18 protein-coding genes are annotated in these 16907 nt (G+C 67.7%); 12 read left to right on the top strand and 6 right to left on the bottom strand.

The genetic code is table 11. From position 1 onward, the window contains the following. Window positions 1-47: 47 nt before the first annotated feature. The 5 genes from ripA (at window position 48) to AAHS21_RS16865 (ending at window position 5503) form a co-directional block, all read left to right on the top strand. Window positions 48-1484: an NlpC/P60 family peptidoglycan endopeptidase RipA gene (gene ripA / locus AAHS21_RS16885; RefSeq protein WP_342928755.1), complete on the top strand. Its 1437-nt coding sequence runs from the start codon at window positions 48-50 to the stop codon at window positions 1482-1484. A gap of 27 nt (window positions 1485-1511) precedes the next feature. Beyond that, window positions 1512-2240, top strand: coding sequence for an NlpC/P60 family peptidoglycan endopeptidase RipB (gene ripB / locus AAHS21_RS16880; protein ID WP_342928951.1), 729 nt, complete (start codon window positions 1512-1514; stop codon window positions 2238-2240). Between the two features lie 166 nt (window positions 2241-2406). Continuing rightward, window positions 2407-3540: a MoxR family ATPase gene (locus tag AAHS21_RS16875; RefSeq protein ID WP_342928754.1), complete on the top strand. Its 1134-nt coding sequence runs from the start codon at window positions 2407-2409 to the stop codon at window positions 3538-3540. Continuing rightward, complete coding sequence (locus tag AAHS21_RS16870) at window positions 3537-4499, top strand: DUF58 domain-containing protein (RefSeq protein ID WP_096286867.1); 963 nt, start codon at window positions 3537-3539, stop codon at window positions 4497-4499. The genes AAHS21_RS16875 and AAHS21_RS16870 overlap by 4 nt, the downstream gene beginning before the upstream one ends. After that, window positions 4496-5503: a VWA domain-containing protein gene (locus AAHS21_RS16865; protein WP_342928753.1), complete on the top strand. Its 1008-nt coding sequence runs from the start codon at window positions 4496-4498 to the stop codon at window positions 5501-5503. Before AAHS21_RS16870 ends, AAHS21_RS16865 begins: the two co-directional genes overlap by 4 nt. Window positions 5504-5585: 82 nt before the next feature. On the opposite strand, the gene AAHS21_RS16860 is transcribed toward AAHS21_RS16865, so the two are convergent. Then, window positions 5586-6425 carry a DUF559 domain-containing protein gene (locus AAHS21_RS16860; RefSeq protein WP_342928752.1) on the bottom strand — a complete coding sequence of 280 codons (840 nt, stop codon included), beginning with the start codon at window positions 6423-6425 and terminating at the stop codon, window positions 5586-5588. Window positions 6426-6612: 187 nt separating this feature from the next. Between AAHS21_RS16860 and fabG1 the strand changes: the two genes are divergently transcribed. Genes fabG1 through AAHS21_RS16845 form a run of 3 tightly spaced genes read left to right on the top strand, consistent with a single transcriptional unit; the run spans window position 6613 to window position 9261 of the window. Continuing rightward, the gene (gene fabG1, locus AAHS21_RS16855; protein ID WP_342928950.1) at window positions 6613-7371 is read left to right on the top strand and encodes a 3-oxoacyl-ACP reductase FabG1; all 759 of its coding nucleotides are present in this window, start codon (window positions 6613-6615) and stop codon (window positions 7369-7371) included. Window positions 7372-7397: 26 nt separating this feature from the next. Further along, window positions 7398-8207 (top strand): NADH-dependent enoyl-ACP reductase InhA, encoded by an 810-nt coding sequence (gene inhA, locus AAHS21_RS16850; protein ID WP_342928751.1) that lies wholly within the window; start codon window positions 7398-7400, stop codon window positions 8205-8207. A gap of 16 nt (window positions 8208-8223) precedes the next feature. Beyond that, window positions 8224-9261, top strand: a complete 1038-nt coding sequence (locus AAHS21_RS16845; RefSeq protein ID WP_342928750.1) for a ferrochelatase — start codon at window positions 8224-8226, stop codon at window positions 9259-9261. Here AAHS21_RS16845 and AAHS21_RS16840 read toward each other — a convergent pair. Further along, window positions 9258-10202, bottom strand: coding sequence for a hypothetical protein (locus AAHS21_RS16840; protein WP_342928749.1), 945 nt, complete (start codon window positions 10200-10202; stop codon window positions 9258-9260). The two genes, AAHS21_RS16845 and AAHS21_RS16840, sit on opposite strands and share 4 nt — an antisense overlap. Before the next feature lie 57 nt (window positions 10203-10259). On the opposite strand from AAHS21_RS16840, the gene AAHS21_RS16835 reads away from it, so the two are divergent. From AAHS21_RS16835 to AAHS21_RS16825, 3 genes are read left to right on the top strand one after another with little or no spacing between them, the layout of a single operon-like run. Continuing rightward, window positions 10260-10688, top strand: a complete 429-nt coding sequence (locus AAHS21_RS16835) for an NfeD family protein (RefSeq protein WP_342928748.1) — start codon at window positions 10260-10262, stop codon at window positions 10686-10688. A gap of 48 nt (window positions 10689-10736) precedes the next feature. Then, complete coding sequence (locus tag AAHS21_RS16830) at window positions 10737-11873, top strand: SPFH domain-containing protein (RefSeq protein ID WP_342928747.1); 1137 nt, start codon at window positions 10737-10739, stop codon at window positions 11871-11873. Window positions 11874-11882: 9 nt separating this feature from the next. Next, window positions 11883-12239 (top strand): DoxX family protein, encoded by a 357-nt coding sequence (locus tag AAHS21_RS16825; RefSeq protein ID WP_342928746.1) that lies wholly within the window; start codon window positions 11883-11885, stop codon window positions 12237-12239. Here the strand turns inward: AAHS21_RS16825 and AAHS21_RS16820 are convergent. From AAHS21_RS16820 to AAHS21_RS16805, 4 genes are read right to left on the bottom strand one after another with little or no spacing between them, the layout of a single operon-like run. Then, window positions 12236-12715 carry a nitroreductase family deazaflavin-dependent oxidoreductase gene (locus AAHS21_RS16820; protein ID WP_342928745.1) on the bottom strand — a complete coding sequence of 160 codons (480 nt, stop codon included), beginning with the start codon at window positions 12713-12715 and terminating at the stop codon, window positions 12236-12238. The two genes, AAHS21_RS16825 and AAHS21_RS16820, sit on opposite strands and share 4 nt — an antisense overlap. After that, window positions 12716-13000: a hypothetical protein gene (locus AAHS21_RS16815; protein ID WP_342928744.1), complete on the bottom strand. Its 285-nt coding sequence runs from the start codon at window positions 12998-13000 to the stop codon at window positions 12716-12718. Window positions 13001-13031: 31 nt separating this feature from the next. Continuing rightward, the gene (locus AAHS21_RS16810) at window positions 13032-14030 is read right to left on the bottom strand and encodes a S1 family peptidase (protein WP_342928743.1); all 999 of its coding nucleotides are present in this window, start codon (window positions 14028-14030) and stop codon (window positions 13032-13034) included. Between the two features lie 49 nt (window positions 14031-14079). Next, complete coding sequence (locus tag AAHS21_RS16805; protein WP_342928949.1) at window positions 14080-14805, bottom strand: TVP38/TMEM64 family protein; 726 nt, start codon at window positions 14803-14805, stop codon at window positions 14080-14082. 228 nt (window positions 14806-15033) lie between these two features. Between AAHS21_RS16805 and mutA the strand changes: the two genes are divergently transcribed. Then, a complete protein-coding gene (mutA, locus tag AAHS21_RS16800) occupies window positions 15034-16905 on the top strand; it encodes a methylmalonyl-CoA mutase small subunit (protein ID WP_342928742.1) in 1872 nt (623 codons plus the stop codon). Window positions 16906-16907 lie beyond the last annotated feature (2 nt).

Genomic DNA, 16907 nt, shown 5'->3' with positions numbered 1-16907 from the left:
GGGCCTGGCGCCGCCGTCCGCGTTGAGCCCAAGGGGAGCTAAGTCGAATGAGACGCACACGCCGGGGCTCTGCTGCGCGACCGTTCGCCAGGCTGGTCCGTCCGGTCATTCCGTCGGTCCTGTGTGTGGCCATGCTGGTCACCACACCCGGTCTGGCGCAGGCTGATCCGAACGCCGACAGCCTCGGCGCGCTGATCGCCAACGTCGCCAAGGCCAACCAGCGGCTGGAGGACCTCAGCGCCGAAATCCAGGGCGAGCAGGAGGCCGTCAACAAGGCCCTGGTCGACGTCGAGACCGCCCGGGACAACGTGACCGCGGCCGAACACGATCTTGAGGTCAGCCAGCAGTCGGTCGAGGATGCCAATGCGGCAATCGCTGCCGCCCAACGTCGTTTCAACACGTTCGCCGCCGCCACCTATATGAATGGTCCGTCGGGCAGTTACCTGACCGCACGCAGCCCCGAGGACATCATCGCGACAGAAAGCGCCTCGCGGACCCTGGCGGCCAGTGCCCAGACGGTGCTGGACAACCTGCAGCGGGCCCGCACCGAGCAGGTGAACAAGGAGTCCGCGGCGCGCCTGGCCAAGCAGAAGGCCGAAAAGGCCGCTGCCGACGCGAAATCCAGCCAGGACGCCGCGGTGGCCGCGCTGACCAACTCGAAGCACAAGTTCGAAGAACAGCGTGAGCAGATCACCCGGCTGGCCGCTGAGCGTGACGAGGCTCAGGCCAAACTTCAGCAGGCCCAACTCGCTTCCGCGCATTGGTCGACCGGGGCCGGCGGCGCCGCGCCGACGACGGGGGACCGCTGGGATCCGGGAGCGCCGGCCGGGCAGGCCCCGTCCGGCGGACGGCACTGGGACGGCTGGGATCCCACGCTTCCGATGGTGCCGAGTGCCAACGTGCCGGGTGACCCGGTCGCGGTGATCAACCAGGTGCTGGGCATCTCGGCCACCTCGACGCAGGTCACCGCACAGATGGGGAAGGGCTTCCTGCAGTCGATCGGCATTCTCAAGCCCGACGACACCGGGATCACCAACGCCAACCCGGGTGGCGTCGGCGGACGCATCCCGCGTGTCTATGGCCGGCAGGCCTCCGAATACGTGATCCGTCGCGGCATGTCGCAGATCGGCGTGCCCTACTCCTGGGGTGGTGGCAACGCGGCCGGCCCCAGTAAAGGCATCGACTCCGGCGCCGGGATTACCGGCTTCGACTGCTCGGGCCTGGTTTTGTACTCATTCGCCGGCGTGGGCATCAAGCTGCCGCACTACTCGGGTTCGCAGTACAACCTGGGCCGAAAGATCCCGTCCTCCCAGATGCGTCGCGGCGACGTCATCTTCTACGGCCCCGGCGGTAGTCAGCACGTGACCATCTACCTCGGTCAGGGCCAGATGCTCGAGGCCCCTGACATCGGTTTGAAGGTGCGCGTCGCGCCCGTGCGCACCAGCGGCATGACCCCCTACGTGATTCGCTACATCGACTATTAAACGAGGATGACTACCAAACGAGGAGCTATGCGGCACAAGCGATTTCGCCTGTTCAACTTGGCCTGGATCACCACTTTGGTGACCGGGCTGATGTTGTCTGTCGCCGCCCCGGCCACCGCCGATCCCGGAACGTGGGATCCGACGCTGCCGGCGACGATCAGCGCCGGTGCCCCGGGCGATCCGCTCGCCGTCGCCAACGCGTCGCTGCAAGCCACCGCGCAGGCCACCCAGACCACGATGGACCTGGGCAGGCAATTCCTCGGCGGGCTGGGAATCAACATCCTGGGTGATCCCGCCCCTGCCGCCTCCGCGACGCCCACCAACCCGGGGGCCAAGATTCCGCGGGCGAACGGCCGCCAGGCCATCGAGTACGTGATCAAGCGGATGGGATCGCAGATGGGCGTGCCCTATTCGTGGGGCGGTGGCTCGCTGCAGGGTCCGAGCAAGGGCATCGACGACGGCGCGAACATCACCGGGTTCGACTGCTCTGGTCTGATGCGGTACGGATTCGCCGGCGTCGGGGTGCTGATCCCGCGGTTCTCCGGTGACCAGTACAACGCGGGCCGGCATATCCCGCCCAGCGAGGCCCGGCGCGGCGACCTGATCTTCTACGGCCCGGGCGGTGGGCAGCACGTCACCATGTACCTGGGCAACGGCCAGATGCTGGAGGCATCCGGAAGCGCGGGCAAAGTGACCGTGAGCCCCGTGCGCAAGCCCGGTATGACGCCGTACCTGACTAGGATCATCGAGTACTGACCCAGGTGTGCCGTCAGATCGCGGCTCGTCAGCGAGCCGTGGCGTCGACGGAATCCCAGGCGCCTGGAATAGTTGGACAAAGGCACGCGGCTGACCCACGACATTCGTCGTGATGGCAGATGTGTCTGATTGAGCTGTGTCGGTTGAGCTGAAGAGAGAGATGTAGATGACAGCAGCAGGTGGGCCGCCCCCGGGCGCCAGCGGTTACTCGGGTCCGGGCGGGCAGTCTGGCCCCGGAGCCCATGCGGCGCCGTCAGGTGGTGCCGATGGATTGGCTGCCGAAGTACACACCCTGGAACGGGCCATCTTCGAGGTCAAGCGCATCATCGTGGGCCAGGATCAGCTCGTCGAGCGGATGCTGGTCGGTCTGCTGTCCAAGGGTCACGTGCTGCTCGAAGGTGTGCCCGGCGTCGCCAAGACGCTGGCCGTCGAGACGTTCGCGAAGGTCGTCGGCGGCACGTTCGCGCGTATCCAGTTCACCCCCGACCTGGTGCCCACCGACATCATCGGTACCCGCATCTACCGTCAGGGCAAGGAAGAGTTCGACACCGAGCTCGGTCCGGTCGTGGTCAACTTCCTGCTCGCCGACGAGATCAACCGTGCGCCCGCCAAGGTGCAGTCGGCGCTGCTGGAGGTCATGGCCGAGCGTCAGGTGTCCATCGGTGGTAAGCGATTCCCGCTGCCCAACCCGTTCCTGGTGATGGCGACCCAGAACCCGATCGAGCACGAGGGCGTCTACCAGCTGCCCGAGGCGCAGCGCGATCGCTTCCTGTTCAAGATCAACGTCGGCTACCCCTCGCCCGAGGAAGAGCGCGAGATCATCTACCGGATGGGCGTCAAGCCACCGCAGCCCAAGCAGATCCTGGACACCAACGACCTGCTGCGGCTGCAGGACATCGCGGCCAACAACTTCGTCCACCACGCGCTGGTCGACTACGTGGTGCGCGTGGTCACCGCCACCCGCCACCCCGAGCAGCTCGGCATGAACGACGTCAAGACGTGGATCTCGTTCGGCGCATCTCCACGCGCGTCGTTGGGCATCATCGCGGCCTCGCGTTCGCTGGCGTTGGTCCGCGGTCGCGACTACGTGATCCCGCAAGACGTCGTCGAGGTCATCCCCGACGTGCTGCGCCACCGGCTGGTGCTGACCTACGACGCGCTGGCCGACGAGATCTCGCCCGAGATCGTCATCAACAGGGTCTTGCAGACTGTTTCCCTTCCGCAAGTGAACGCCGTTCCGCAGCAAGGGCATTCGGTTCCGCCGGTGATGCAGGCTGCGGGCGCGGCCAGTAATCGGTGACCGATCCGAACCCCGCCGCCAAGCCCGCGGCTCTGCACCCGCCGTCGTTTCAGCGCGGGCAGATCGACGACCCGAAATTGTCGGCGGCGCTGCGCACGCTCGAGCTGACGGTACGGCGCAAGCTCGACGGTGTCCTGCACGGCGACCATCTCGGCCTGATCCCCGGGCCGGGTTCGGAGCCGGGGGAGTCGCGCGAGTATCAGCCCGGCGACGACGTCCGCCGGATGGACTGGGCGGTGACCGCGCGCACCACCCACCCGCACGTCCGGCAGATGATCGCCGACCGCGAGCTGGAAACCTGGATGGTCGTCGACATGTCGGCCAGCCTCGACTTCGGAACCACCGTCTGCGAGAAGCGGGACCTGGCAGTGGCCGCCGCGGCCGCGATCACGTTCCTCAACAGCGGGGGCGGTAACCGGCTCGGTGCGCTCGTCACCAACGGGGCGACGACGGTCCGGGTGCCGGCCCGGTCCGGACGCCAGCACGAGCAGACGCTGTTGCGCACGATCGCGACGATGCCCAAGGCGCCGACCGGGGTGCGCGGCGACCTGGCGGTCGCCATCGACGCGTTGCGCCGGCCGGAACGTCGCCGCGGGATGGCCGTGATCATCAGTGACTTCCTGGGGCCGATCAACTGGATGCGCCCGCTGCGCGCGATCGCTGCCCGCCACGAGGTGCTGGCCATCGAGGTGCTCGACCCACGCGATATCGAACTGCCCGATGTGGGCGATGTCGTGCTGCAGGACGCCGAGACCGGTGTGACCCGCGAATTCACCGTTGATGCGCAACTGCGCGACGACTTCGCCAAGGCGGCCGCGGCGCATCGTGCCGACGTGGCCCGAACGATACGTGGTTGCGACGCACCGGTTTTGACGCTGCGCACCGACCGCGACTGGATCGCCGACATCGTCCGCTTCGTGGAGTCCCGCCGGCGCGGGGCTATGGCGGGGCGCCAGTGACGTTGCCGTTGCTGGGCGCGATGTCGCTGTCCGGGTTCGCTCACGCATGGTGGTTCCTCTTCCTGCTCGTCGTTGCCGGGTTGGGCGTGCTGTATGTGCTGATGCAGCTGGCCCGCCAGCGGCGCATGCTGCGGTTCGCCAACATGGAGCTGCTGGAAAGCGTCGCCCCCAAGCGGCCCGCCAAGTGGCGGCACGTGCCGGCGATCCTGCTGGTGGCATCGCTGGTGCTGTTGACCATCGCGATGGCAGGGCCGACGAACGACGTCCGGATTCCGCGTAACCGGGCGGTGGTGATGCTGGTGATCGACGTGTCGCAGTCGATGCGTGCCACCGACGTCGAACCCAACCGGATGGCCGCCGCGCAGGAGGCCGGTAAGCAGTTCGCCGACGAGCTCACCCCGGGCATCAACCTCGGGCTGATTGCCTACGCGGGGACGGCGACGGTGCTGGTGTCGCCGACGACCAACCGCGAGGCGACCAAGGTCGCGCTGGACAAGCTGCAGTTCGCCGACCGCACCGCGACCGGGGAGGGGATCTTCACCGCGCTGCAGGCCATCGCCACCGTCGGCGCGGTCATCGGCGGCGGCGACAAGCCGCCCCCGGCCCGCATCGTGCTGTTCTCCGACGGCAAGGAGACGATGCCGACCAACCCGGACAACCCCAAGGGGGCCTTCACCGCCGCGCGGACCGCCAAGGACCAGGGCGTGCCGATCTCAACGATCTCGTTCGGCACCCCGTACGGCTTCGTCGAGATCAACGACCAGCGCCAGCCGGTCCCGGTTGACGACGAGACTCTGAAGAAGGTCGCCCAGCTCTCCGGCGGCAATTCCTTCAATGCGTCGACGCTGCAGGAGCTCAAGCAGGTCTACGCCTCGCTGCAACAGCAGATCGGCTACGAGACGATCAAGGGCGACGCCAGTGTGGGCTGGCTGCGACTGGGTGCGCTGGTGCTGGCGCTGGCGGCGCTCGCGGCGTTGCTGATCAACCGACGGCTGCCGACCTAGCTGCTCCGCGTGCCCGCCGCGGTCGTCTTCCTTCGCGAGCGTAACGCCACGCTGGTATTGGGGCCGACTTTCCCGCGTGCGATTACGCTCGGCGAGCGCGGGCCGCACTAACGCGTCGGATGATGTCGTCGCGATGGTCTTCGGCGACAACCCGAACGACGAGCCAGCCCATCCGGTCGAGCATTTCCAGGCGGCGGATGTCTTTGACGTATTGGGCCCGACTGGACCGGTGTTGATCGCCGTCGTACTCGACAGCGACTTTGATTTCCTCCCAGCCCATATCTAAATACGCTTCGGCCCAACCCCATTCATTGCGCACTGCGATCTGTGTCTGCGGCCGTGGAAATCCCGCGCTCACCAGCAGCAAGCGCAGCCAGGTTTCTTTCGGCGACTGCGCGCCGCCGTCGACCAGTTCGAGAGCCGTTCTGGCGGCCCGCAAGCCCCGCCGGCCGCGATAGCGCTCGACGAGCAGGTCGACATCGGCCAGCTTGACATCGGTCGCTTGCGCGAGTGCGTCGACCGCCGCGACGGCAATCCCCAACGGGTACCGCCTGGCCAGGTCGAGTGCGGTCCGCGCCGGCGTGGTTACGCGCATCCCGTCAATGACGTCGATCTCATCACCGTCGATGCGCTCTTCCCAAACTCGCACTCCGGCGGCGGGACGCCGGTTGGTGTCGATGATCGCGGCGGGCAAAGCCGGATCAATCCACTTCGCTCCATGCAGAGCGGCGGCGGAAAAGCCGGCGAGCACGCCGCGGCGTTGGGAGCGCAGCCAGCAGGCCTTCGCGCGCAGCAGGGGCGTTAGCTCGGTATCCCGCGGCACGTACACGTCTTTGTGTAGCGCGACGTAGCGGCTCGTTAGCTCATAGCGAGACAGCCTGCGCGCAGTCAGGGCTTCGCTGCCGAGGAACGGGTCTGTCATGGCAGAAGTGTGCCTAGGACCGCCGACAGCAAATCGACGAGCGTAACGCCACGCTGGCATTTGCTGAGATTTCTCTGCGTGACGTTACGCTCGCGGCGCGAGCGGCAGGCGCCGTTACGTCGCACCGCAAAAAGGGGCAGATTGGAGCTCTGCCACACCGAGACGATAGGTTGGCCGAGTGACTGACATGGCCACTGCGAAAGCCACTGAGTCCGCCACCGCCGGCGGCAAACCCCCATTCGTATCCCGGTCGGTCTTGGTGACCGGCGGAAACCGGGGGATCGGTCTGGCGATCGCCCAGCGGCTGGCCGCCGACGGCCACAAGGTGGCCGTCACACACCGCGGCTCCGGGGCACCCGAGGGGTTGTTCGGCGTCGTGTGCGATGTCACCGACAACGACGCTGTCGACCGCGCCTTCAAAGAGGTCGAGGAGCACCAGGGCCCGATCGAGGTGCTGGTGTCCAACGCCGGCATCTCCAAGGATGCATTTCTCATCAGGATGACCGAGGAGCGCTTCGAGGAGGTCATCAACGCCAACCTCACCGGGGCGTTCCGGGTGGCGCAGCGCGCCTCGCGCAGCATGCAGCGCAAGCGATTCGGCCGCATCATCTTCATCGGTTCGGTGTCCGGCAGCTGGGGCATCGGAAACCAGGCCAACTACGCTGCCGCCAAGGCCGGTCTGATCGGCATGGCCCGCTCGATCTCGCGGGAGCTGTCCAAGGCCGGCGTCACCGCGAACGTGGTGGCCCCCGGCTATATCGACACCGAGATGACCCGCGCGCTCGACGAGCGGATCCAGGAGGGCGCCCTGGAATTCATCCCGGCCAAGCGGGTCGGCACCGCCGAGGAGGTCGCCGGGGCGGTCAGCTTCCTTGCGTCTGAGGATGCGAGCTACATCGCCGGTGCGGTGATCCCGGTTGACGGCGGCATGGGCATGGGCCACTGAGTACAGAAGGACGGACGAGAGAAGATATGTCAGGACTACTCGAAGGCAAGCGGATCCTCGTCACGGGGATCATCACCGACTCGTCGATCGCCTTTCACATCGCCAAGGTGGCGCAGGAGGCCGGCGCGCAGCTGGTGCTGACCGGGTTCGACCGGTTGCGGCTGATCCAGCGCATCGCCGACCGGCTGCCCGAGAAGGCGCCGCTGATCGAACTCGACGTGCAGAACGACAAGCATCTGGACACCCTGGCCGAACGAGTGACCGCCGAGATCGGCGAGGGCAACCAGCTCGACGGTGTGGTGCACTCCATCGGCTTCATGCCGCAGACGGGAATGGGCATCAACCCGTTCTTCGACGCACCCTACGAAGACGTGTCCAAGGGCATCCACATCTCGGCGTACTCGTACGCGTCGCTGGCGAAAGCGGTTCTGCCGATTATGAATTCCGGTGGCTCCATTGTCGGAATGGATTTCGACCCGACGCGCGCGATGCCGGCGTACAACTGGATGACAGTCGCCAAGAGCGCACTCGAGTCGGTGAACCGGTTCGTTGCCCGCGAGGCCGGTAAGTCCGGCGTCCGCTCGAATCTGGTTGCCGCCGGGCCGATCCGGACGCTCGCGATGAGCGCGATCGTCGGTGGCGCTCTCGGCGAGGAGGCCGGCGCCCAGATGCAGCTGCTCGAGGAGGGCTGGGACCAGCGCGCTCCGATCGGCTGGAACATGAAGGACCCGACGCCGGTCGCCAAGACGGTATGCGCCCTGCTTTCGGACTGGCTGCCCGCGACCACCGGCACCATCATTTATGCCGACGGTGGCGCCAGCACCCAATTGCTCTAGACGGCAATGGATTTCCGTGGAATTTGACGCTGTCCTGCTGCTTTCCTTCGGCGGACCAGAGGGGCCGGAGCAGGTCCGGCCGTTCCTGGAGAACGTCACCCGGGGCCGCAACGTGCCGCCGGAACGACTCGACGACGTCGCCGAGCATTATCTGCATTTCGGCGGCGTGTCACCGATCAACGCGATCAACCGCGCGTTGGTCATGCAGCTGGAATACGAACTGGGTCAGCGCGATGTGGAGCTGCCGGTGTACTTCGGCAACCGCAACTGGGAGCCATACGTCGAAGACACAGTTAAGACCATGCGCGACAACGGTGTTCGTCGCGCCGTGGTGTTCACCACGTCGGCGTGGAGCGGGTATTCCAGCTGCTCGCAATATAGCGAAGACATCGCCCGGGCCCGGGCGGCCGCGGGGCCCGATGCGCCCGAGTTGGTGAAGCTGCGGCCCTATTTCGACCACCCGCGGTTCGTGCAGATCTTCGCCGATACCATCGGTGCGGCGTCGGGTGCCCTGACTCCAGAGCAACAGGCCGGCGCGCGTCTGGTGTTCACTGCGCATTCGATTCCGGTGGCCGCCGACGAGCGCCTCGGCCCGCGACTGTACAGTCGCCAAGTCGCTTACGCCGCAAGCCTTGTCGCAGCGGCCGCCGGGTACACCGAGTACGACCTGGCTTGGCAGTCGCGCTCGGGTCCACCACAGGTGCCATGGCTGGAACCCGATGTCGGCGACCACCTTACGGCACTGGCCGCGGCGGGCACCCAGTCCGTCATCATCTGCCCGATCGGTTTTGTAGCCGACCACATCGAGGTGGTGTGGGATCTCGATTACGAGCTGGCGGCCCAGGCCGAGGCGGCCGGTGTGGCGCTGGTGCGGGCCTCGACGCCCAACGCCCACCCCCGTTTCGCGCAGCTCGCCGCCGACCTGATCGACGAATTGCGGTACGGCCGTGCCCCCGAGCGGACGACCGGCCCCGATCCGGTGGCCGGCTGCCTAGGCAGCGTCAACGGCGCGGCATGCCGCCCGCCGCATTGCGTTGCGCGAGAAGGCGGTTAGTCGGCCCAGGCCGACTGCATGATCGCGTTCACCGCGGCCATCCGGGCCGAACGCACCACCGCGTTGAGCGGTCGCAGCGCGTCGCCCGCGATCCGCGCCTCCGACGACGATTGGGTGCCCACCGGCTCCAGCCCGGACGCGACCCGGGCCGCGAACCGATCCGGTGCGGCGGCATCGGAGGCCTGGCTCAGCCCGGAGCTGACCGTGATGATCGCGTCGACGTGTGCGGCGTTCTCCAGCACCCGCAATGCACGCGACGGGGCGTGGTCGGGAATCCGGTGTTGCCGTGTGGATTCCAGTAGCTGCTCGACGAGCCCACGCGGATCGTCGATGTCGCTGGCCGATCCCAAGCCGATCGCGCCGAGTGCGTCTGCGGCCGACCGCACCGCCGACCGCAGCGAGTATTCGGCGTCGCCCAGCTCGTGGTGATCGAACACCGGCGCGCCGGGCAGCGAGTACACCGTCCAGGCCAGCGCACACAACTCCGGTGAATCCGGCTCGTCATCATCGAGATCGGCATAGGAGAACTCGGGGACCAGGCCGACCGCCGCCGTCGGATCGTCGGGGTGCGCGATGATCACCGCCTCACCGGCGGTCATGGCGTCACGCTCGAACTGCGTCCCGGGAGCCAGGCCGCGCACGTCGCCTGGAATCGGCAGCACCACGTTGATCCGCCCGTGCAGCGATCCCGGCGCACCGGGGGTCCCCGGCAGCGTCACCCGGCCAACCGCGGCGCGCAGCGTCTGCAACAACGACACGATCCCGGCGTCGTGGACGTCGGGCCACGGCAGTCCGGTGTGACCGGCCGCGACGGCATCATACGCGGTGACGGATTGCTTTGGCGCCCAGAGGGATAACGCGTCCAATACGTCATCGGGCGCAGCCTTGCCGGCGAGCCAGGCGTTAGCCCACACGGACAGTGAAACACTCGGACACCACATGATCTCGCAGTGTAGTAGTTCGGTCCGGCAAAGGCGGATCACGCGTATTCTGACGGCATGGCGATCGCGCTGAGCTGGCTGATCTTCGCGCTGGCTCTTGCCGGTGCCGAGGCGCTGACGGGCGATATGTTCCTGTTGATGCTGGGCGGCGGTGCGCTGGCCGCCTCGGTCACGGCGTGGTTCACGGATTGGCCGATCCTGGCCGACGGCGCGGTGTTCCTGGTCGTCTCAATCCTGCTGGTCGTGCTGGTCCGGCCCGCATTGCGGCAACGGATGACTCCCAAGTCGCTGCCCACCGGCATCGAGGCGCTCGAGGGCAAAAGTGCGCTGGTGCTCGATCGGGTTGCCCGCGACCAGGGGCAGGTGAAACTCGACGGCCAGGTGTGGACGGCGCGCCCGTTCAACGACGGCGACGTCTACGAGCCCGGCGAATCGGTCACCGTCGTGCACATCGACGGCGCCACGGCGGTGGTGTTCAAGCACTAGCCGGTCGGCACAGACGCTGCGAAGATGCTGCGAGAGAAAGGAACTCCGGTGGAAGGTGCGGTTGCGGGTTTGGTGTTGCTGGCCGTCCTGGTCATCTTTGCGATCATCGTGGTGGCCAAGTCCGTGGCGCTGATACCGCAGGCCGAGGCCGCGGTGATCGAGCGTCTGGGTCGGTACAGCCGCACGGTCAGCGGGCAGCTGACGCTGCTGGTGCCGTTCATCGATCGCGTCCGGGCCCGGGTTGATCTGCGCGAGCGGGTGGTGTCGTTCCCGCCGCAGCCCGTGATCACCGAGGACAACCTGACGCTCAACATCGACACCGTGGTCTATTTCCAGGTCACCGTTCCGCAGGCGGCCGTCTACGAGATCAGCAACTACATCGTCGGCGTCGAGCAGCTCACCACGACCACGCTGCGCAACGTCGTCGGCGGCATGACGCTGGAGCAGACCCTGACCTCGCGCGACCAGATCAACGGACAGCTGCGCGGTGTGCTCGACGAGGCGACCGGACGCTGGGGCCTGCGCGTCGCCCGGGTCGAGCTGCGCAGCATCGACCCGCCGCCGTCGATCCAGGCGTCGATGGAAAAGCAGATGAAGGCCGACCGGGAGAAGCGGGCGATGATCTTGACCGCCGAAGGCACCCGGGAGGCGGCGATCAAACAGGCCGAAGGTGCCAAGCAGGCGCAGATCCTAGCCGCCGAGGGTGCCAAGCAGGCCGCGATCCTGGCCGCCGAGGCGGACCGGCAATCCCGGATGCTGCGCGCTCAGGGTGAGCGGGCCGCGGCCTACCTGCAGGCGCAAGGCCAGGCCAAGGCCATCGAGAAGACGTTCGCTGCGATCAAGGCCGGCCGGCCCACCCCGGAGATGCTGGCCTATCAGTACCTGCAGACGCTGCCGAAAATGGCGCAGGGCAGCGCCAACAAGGTGTGGGTGGTGCCCAGCGACTTCAGCGCGGCGCTACAGGGTTTCACCAAACTGCTGGGCACGCCCGGCGAGGACGGGGTGTTCCGGTTCGAGCCGTCGCCGGTCGAGGACGTGCCCCAGCACGCCGCCGCGGCGGACGATGCCGATGTGGCCGATTGGTTCTCCACCGAGACCGACCCCAAGATCGCCCAGGCGGTCGCCAAAGCCGAGGCGATAGCCCGCCAGCCGATCGACGGCCAGCCACCCGAGTTGACCCAATAGGATTGCCAGATGAGTGTTGTGACTTCCCCGAAGACGTATACGGCGCTGGGCGCGTTTCACGCCGTCGACGCGGTGTTGTGCGGTGTCCAGATCGCCCCGATCAGGAAAATCCTGGATGACGTCGGACTCCCGGAGAACGTCAGGCCCGTGCTGCCGGTGGTGAAGTCCGCCGCTGCGGTCGGCTTGCTGTCGGTCACCCGTTTCCCCGCGCTGGCGAGGCTGACGACGGCGATGCTCACCCTGTACTTCGCCCTGGCGGTGGCCGCGCACGTGCGAGTGCGCGACAAGGTGGTCAACGGTCTGCCGGCCGCAGTGTTTCTGGCTCTGGTCGCCGCGATGACGGTGAAGGGCCCGGAGCAGAATTAGTCGAGTCGCAACTCGACCAGTGGCAGTGGGGTACCGGTGTCGGTGATCGGAACGCCGAGCGTCTCTTCCAGCGCAGGCCGCAACTGCTCCCACGCTCGCGGGTGCTGGCTGCGGTAGGCGGCCAGCGCCCGGTCGGCCTCCTGTTGGCCGAGGACACGCGCGGTGGCGGATACGGGCGGACGACTACCGACGTACACACGTACCCGTGGCTGAACCTCGATGTTGCGGAACCACTGAGCTTTTCGGCCGAAGCCGGACGCGATCACGTAGCTGTCCGGTGTGGGATGGTCGACTACCTCCAAGACGGCGTAGCGCCGTGCGCCGGAGATGCGGCCCACATGTTCGAGCATCAGCATGCGCGAGCCGAACAGCGCGCCCGCGCGGGCGCGATACATCCAGATCGGTGCGCGGACGAGCGGTCGCGACCGCAGCACCCATCCGGCCACACGGGCGACGAACGACGGTTCTTCGGCCATTTAGGAAGGCCCGCCGGGCATTTGCGGTAACGGCGGCATCGGCACGACGCTCGGCGCCGACGTGGGCGCGAAACCCGTCGGCGGCGCGGGATAGCCCGGCGTTGGGGAGGAAAACGGCGGTGGGTAGGGCGGCGGGGGCAGCTGGACGCGGATCGTAAACACCAGGCCGGTCACCGCGAACGCGGCGATCGCGCCGACGATCAGCCCTACCAGCCCGGCGGCGACGAGCGCGGCCGTGGAAAAGCGCCGTTCGGGTGCGCCGGCGTGGCTGTCGTCGGACGTCATGTCGCTCCCACGGTGCTCGTCGTGTCGGTCGTCAGCGCGGTCCGGATGGTGGTGCGGTCATGGCGGTCAGATGCCATCGGTCCAGCCACGGCTGCACAAGTTCGGCAACCGAGAACTTAGCCGGGGCCAGGCACCCGGCGGCGGGATTGGAAGGATTGCTGCCCCGAATGGCGATGCCGACCGCGGTGGCGGTGCCGTCGTTTCGAATGAGGTAGACGGGGCCGCCGGAATCACCGCATTGGCCGCCCGCCGCGAACGAGACCTTGCTCTCGGTGACGTCGAGGATCGCGCCGCATTCGGCCTCGCCACTGCTCATCCCGTACTTGCACAGCTGCTGTCCGATCGACAGTTCGGTGGTGACCCCCGTGATCGGCAACGCGGCGGCGACCGCCGGACTCTGCGGGACCTGGTCGCCGTCGAGCACGATCAGTCCGATGTCGTGCTGCTCGTCGTGGACGCCCTCGTTGACGGTCTGGACGAAGGTGCCCAGCTTCGCGTACGGGAGGATCCCGGCGAGATTCATCACCACCTTGCTCGGTTGCCGGGACCGATTGCAGTGACCCGCGGTGAGAACACCCGTCTGGCCATTGCTGGTGCGCACCAAAAACCCAGCGGTGCAACCCATTCCACCGGAACCGTCGGTGTATTCGACGTAGATGCCCGCCCCCGGGCCCGCGGCGGCGGACGCGGGCAAGGCGATGGGCGTCAGCTCGGGCTGCGACGGTTCCAGGGTGTGCTCGAAATTCTTGGGCGCCAGCCAGATGGCCGTAATACACACAACGGCGGCGAGCGCCGCGCCGATCGTCAGCCACGAGGCGTGCGGCCGCGCCCGCGCCACCGGCGGGTAGCGCATCACCGGTGAGGCGAGGACGCTGCCGGCCGGCACGCGATAGAGCTTGATCCGGTCGAGCACGAAGGACAACACCGCGACGGCCACCGACGCCAGCGCGCCGAGCAAGAGCACGAGCAGACCGGCCCGCGACGGCTGCAAGCCGAAACTTGCCAGCTGCTGCGCGTAGACCCGCTCCATTGAATAGATCTTTCAGGCAAGCGGCGGCGCGCTCAAGAAAACGGCGCAGTTAGCTGAAAATGGCCGGTTCGGACGCGGGTTCGCCGGGGCGCGGCGCGCGGTGGTGGCGCCGGCGGTAATGACGGATCTCGAGGAACAACCCGGTGAGCCCCAGCGCACTGGTGACCAACGACACGGCGAACAGCAGCGGGCTGGGGTGACCGGCCAGCGCGTCGCCGAGAAACACGACCGCGGCGGTGCCGGGCAGCAGGCCGGCCAGCGTGGCCAGCGTGTACGGCAGGATGCCGACGGCGGATGCGGCGGCTGCATAGTTCACGACGGAGAACGGCAGCACCGGAATCAACCGCAGCGACACGACCGACACCCAGCCCCGCTCGCGCAGACGCTCGTCGGCCCGGTGGATCGCCCGGTAACGAACCAGCCGGGACAGCCGCCATCCCGCGGCGCGCACCAACACCAGCGCCAGCACCGCGCTCGCCGTGCTGGCGACCACCGCGATCACCACGCCCAGGGCCGGCCCGAACAGCAGGCCTGCGGCCAGGGTGAACGCCGTGCGGGGCACCGGCACCACCGTGACGACGATGTGCGCGAGCAGAAACGCCAGCGGGAACCACGGGCCCAGCGATTGGGCCCAATCGCGCAACTGCACTGCGCCGGGCAGCGGAACCCAGAGCGCCACGGCCACCACAATTGTGATACCGACCACTGCCGCGATGGCGCGCGGCCGGGACAGCTGCCGCCCGCTCATCGCCAGCGCGCGCCGAAGACTGCGCAGCGTACTGGTGGTTTTGGCGGTGGCCGGGCCCGTCACGCCACTCAACGTTACGGGCCGGATATGAATAACTTGTATCCCCGGCTTGGTGTTTCGCCGGCGACCTGGACCGACGAATTCCACCGCACGGTTTTTTGACGGCGGGGCCAATCAATTAGCCTGATTAGCGAGTCGCGTGTCCTCCGCAACCTCAAGCAACATTGCCAATAGCTGCGAAAACAGGAGCAGTCGGTGTCCATTGACGTACCCGAGCTCGCCGACCTGGAACAGGTTCGCGAGCGCTGGCGCACCGCGGTCGCCGGTGTGCTTGCCAAGAGCACCCGCAAGGAACCCGCCGAGTTGGGGGAAGAACCCGAACAGCTGCTGGACACCCCGACCTACGACGGATTCGCGGTTCGTCCGCTCTACACCGCGTTCGACGAGCTGCCCGAGCCGTCGCTGCCCGGCCAGTGGCCCTACCTGCGCGGCGCGGACCCCTTCCGCGACGTCAAGTCCGGCTGGAAGGTCGTCGAGGCATTCCCGTCCGCCGGTGCCGGCGCCACGGAAACCAACGCCGCCGTGCTGGATTCGCTCGGTGACGGGGTCAGCGCGCTGCTGCTGCGAGTCGGGGCGGGCGGCGTGGCCCCCCGGGAGCTCGAAGGGGTGCTCGCGGGCGTCTACCTGAGCATGGCGCCAATCATCCTCGAGGCCGGCGCGGACTATGCGGCGGCGGCCGACGCGATGCTGGCCCTGGCGGCCGAGGTCGAATCCGACCAACGCGCCACTCTCTCGATAGACCTGGGCGCCGACCCGCTGACCGCGGTGCACAGCGGACGCCCCGCCCCGACGATCGACGACGTCGTCGCGGTCGCGTCGCGGGTGACCGACGATCACGGGGTGCGGGCGATCACCGTCGACGGGCCCGCGTTCCACAACCTCGGCGCCAACGCGACGTGGGAGCTGGCCGCCGGTGTCGCCGCAGCGGTGGCCTATCTGCGGGTGCTCACCGAGTCGGGGATGCCGGTCCGCCGGGCGCTGGGCCAGATCAGCTTCCGGTTGGCCGCCGACGACGACCAGTTCATGACGATCGCGAAAATGCGTGCCGTGCGCCAACTGTGGGCCCGGGTCGCCGAGGTCGTGGGGGAGCCCGACGCCGGCGCGGCGATCGTGCACGCCCAGACGTCGCTGCCGATGATGACCCAGCGCGATCCCTGGGTGAACATGCTGCGCTGCACGCTGGCCGCGTTCGGCGCCGGTGTCGGCGGCGTCGACACCGTGCTCGTCTTCCCGTTCGACATCGCCATCCCGGGCGGCTTTCCCGGTACGGCGCGAAGCTTCGCGCGGCGCATCGCGCGCAACACCCAGCTGCTGCTGCTGGAGGAGTCGCACGTCGGGCGGGTGCTGGACCCCGCCGGTGGCTCGTGGTTCGTCGAAGACCTCACGCAACGCATTGCCGAGGGCGCCTGGGAACACTTCCAGGCCATCGAGGGTCGCGGCGGATTCGTCGACGCTCATGACTACATCGCCGATCAGATCGCAGCCATCGCGTCCCGGCGTGCCGACGACATCGCGCATCGACGCACCGCGATCACGGGCGTCAACGAATTCCCGAACCTGTCCGAACCTGCACTGCCGCAAAGTGATTCGATCGGCCAGCCCGACGTCGGAAACTTGCAGCGCTACGCCGCGGGATTCGAGGCGTTGCGCGACCGCTCGGATGCCTTCCTGGCCCGCACCGATGCCCGGCCCAAGGCGCTGCTGCTCCCGCTGGGGCCGCTGGCCGAGCACAACATCCGCACCACGTTCGCGGCGAACCTGCTGGCCTCGGGCGGCATCGAGGCGGTCAACCCGGGCACTCTCGACGCAGATGGGGTCGCCGCGGCGGTCTCCGATGCGGGATCGCCTGCCGCAGCGGTGATCTGCGGCACCGATAAGCGCTACGCGACCGAGGCGGCCGCGATCGTCGACGCCGCGCGCAACGCCGGAGTGTCGCGGGTGTACTTGGCCGGACCGGAAAAGGCAGTCGCCGATACCGATCCTGAACACCGGCCGGACGAATACCTGACGGCCAAAATCAATGCGATCGAAGCTCTTTCGGATCTGCTTACTCGGTTGGGGGCGTGACA

Source organism: Mycobacterium sp. 050272 (assembly GCF_039023525.1).
GTDB lineage: Bacteria > Actinomycetota > Actinomycetes > Mycobacteriales > Mycobacteriaceae > Mycobacterium.
Note: the sequence above shows the minus strand (reverse complement) of the source record. Positions and strands in the feature narration are given on the sequence as shown.

Coding starts and splice junctions, on each gene's coding strand:
- ripA (WP_342928755.1), top strand. CDS start 48: ATGAGACGCACACGCCGGGGCTCTGCTGCGCGACCGTTCGCCAGGCTG.
- ripB (WP_342928951.1), top strand. CDS start 1,512: ATGCGGCACAAGCGATTTCGCCTGTTCAACTTGGCCTGGATCACCACT.
- AAHS21_RS16815 (WP_342928744.1), bottom strand. CDS start 13,000: ATGACGTCCGACGACAGCCACGCCGGCGCACCCGAACGGCGCTTTTCC.
- AAHS21_RS16810 (WP_342928743.1), bottom strand. CDS start 14,030: ATGGAGCGGGTCTACGCGCAGCAGCTGGCAAGTTTCGGCTTGCAGCCG.
- fabG1 (WP_342928950.1), top strand. CDS start 6,613: ATGGCCACTGCGAAAGCCACTGAGTCCGCCACCGCCGGCGGCAAACCC.
- inhA (WP_342928751.1), top strand. CDS start 7,398: ATGTCAGGACTACTCGAAGGCAAGCGGATCCTCGTCACGGGGATCATC.
- AAHS21_RS16835 (WP_342928748.1), top strand. CDS start 10,260: ATGGCGATCGCGCTGAGCTGGCTGATCTTCGCGCTGGCTCTTGCCGGT.
- AAHS21_RS16875 (WP_342928754.1), top strand. CDS start 2,407: ATGACAGCAGCAGGTGGGCCGCCCCCGGGCGCCAGCGGTTACTCGGGT.
- AAHS21_RS16860 (WP_342928752.1), bottom strand. CDS start 6,425: ATGACAGACCCGTTCCTCGGCAGCGAAGCCCTGACTGCGCGCAGGCTG.
- AAHS21_RS16820 (WP_342928745.1), bottom strand. CDS start 12,715: ATGGCCGAAGAACCGTCGTTCGTCGCCCGTGTGGCCGGATGGGTGCTG.
- AAHS21_RS16825 (WP_342928746.1), top strand. CDS start 11,883: ATGAGTGTTGTGACTTCCCCGAAGACGTATACGGCGCTGGGCGCGTTT.
- AAHS21_RS16840 (WP_342928749.1), bottom strand. CDS start 10,202: ATGTGGTGTCCGAGTGTTTCACTGTCCGTGTGGGCTAACGCCTGGCTC.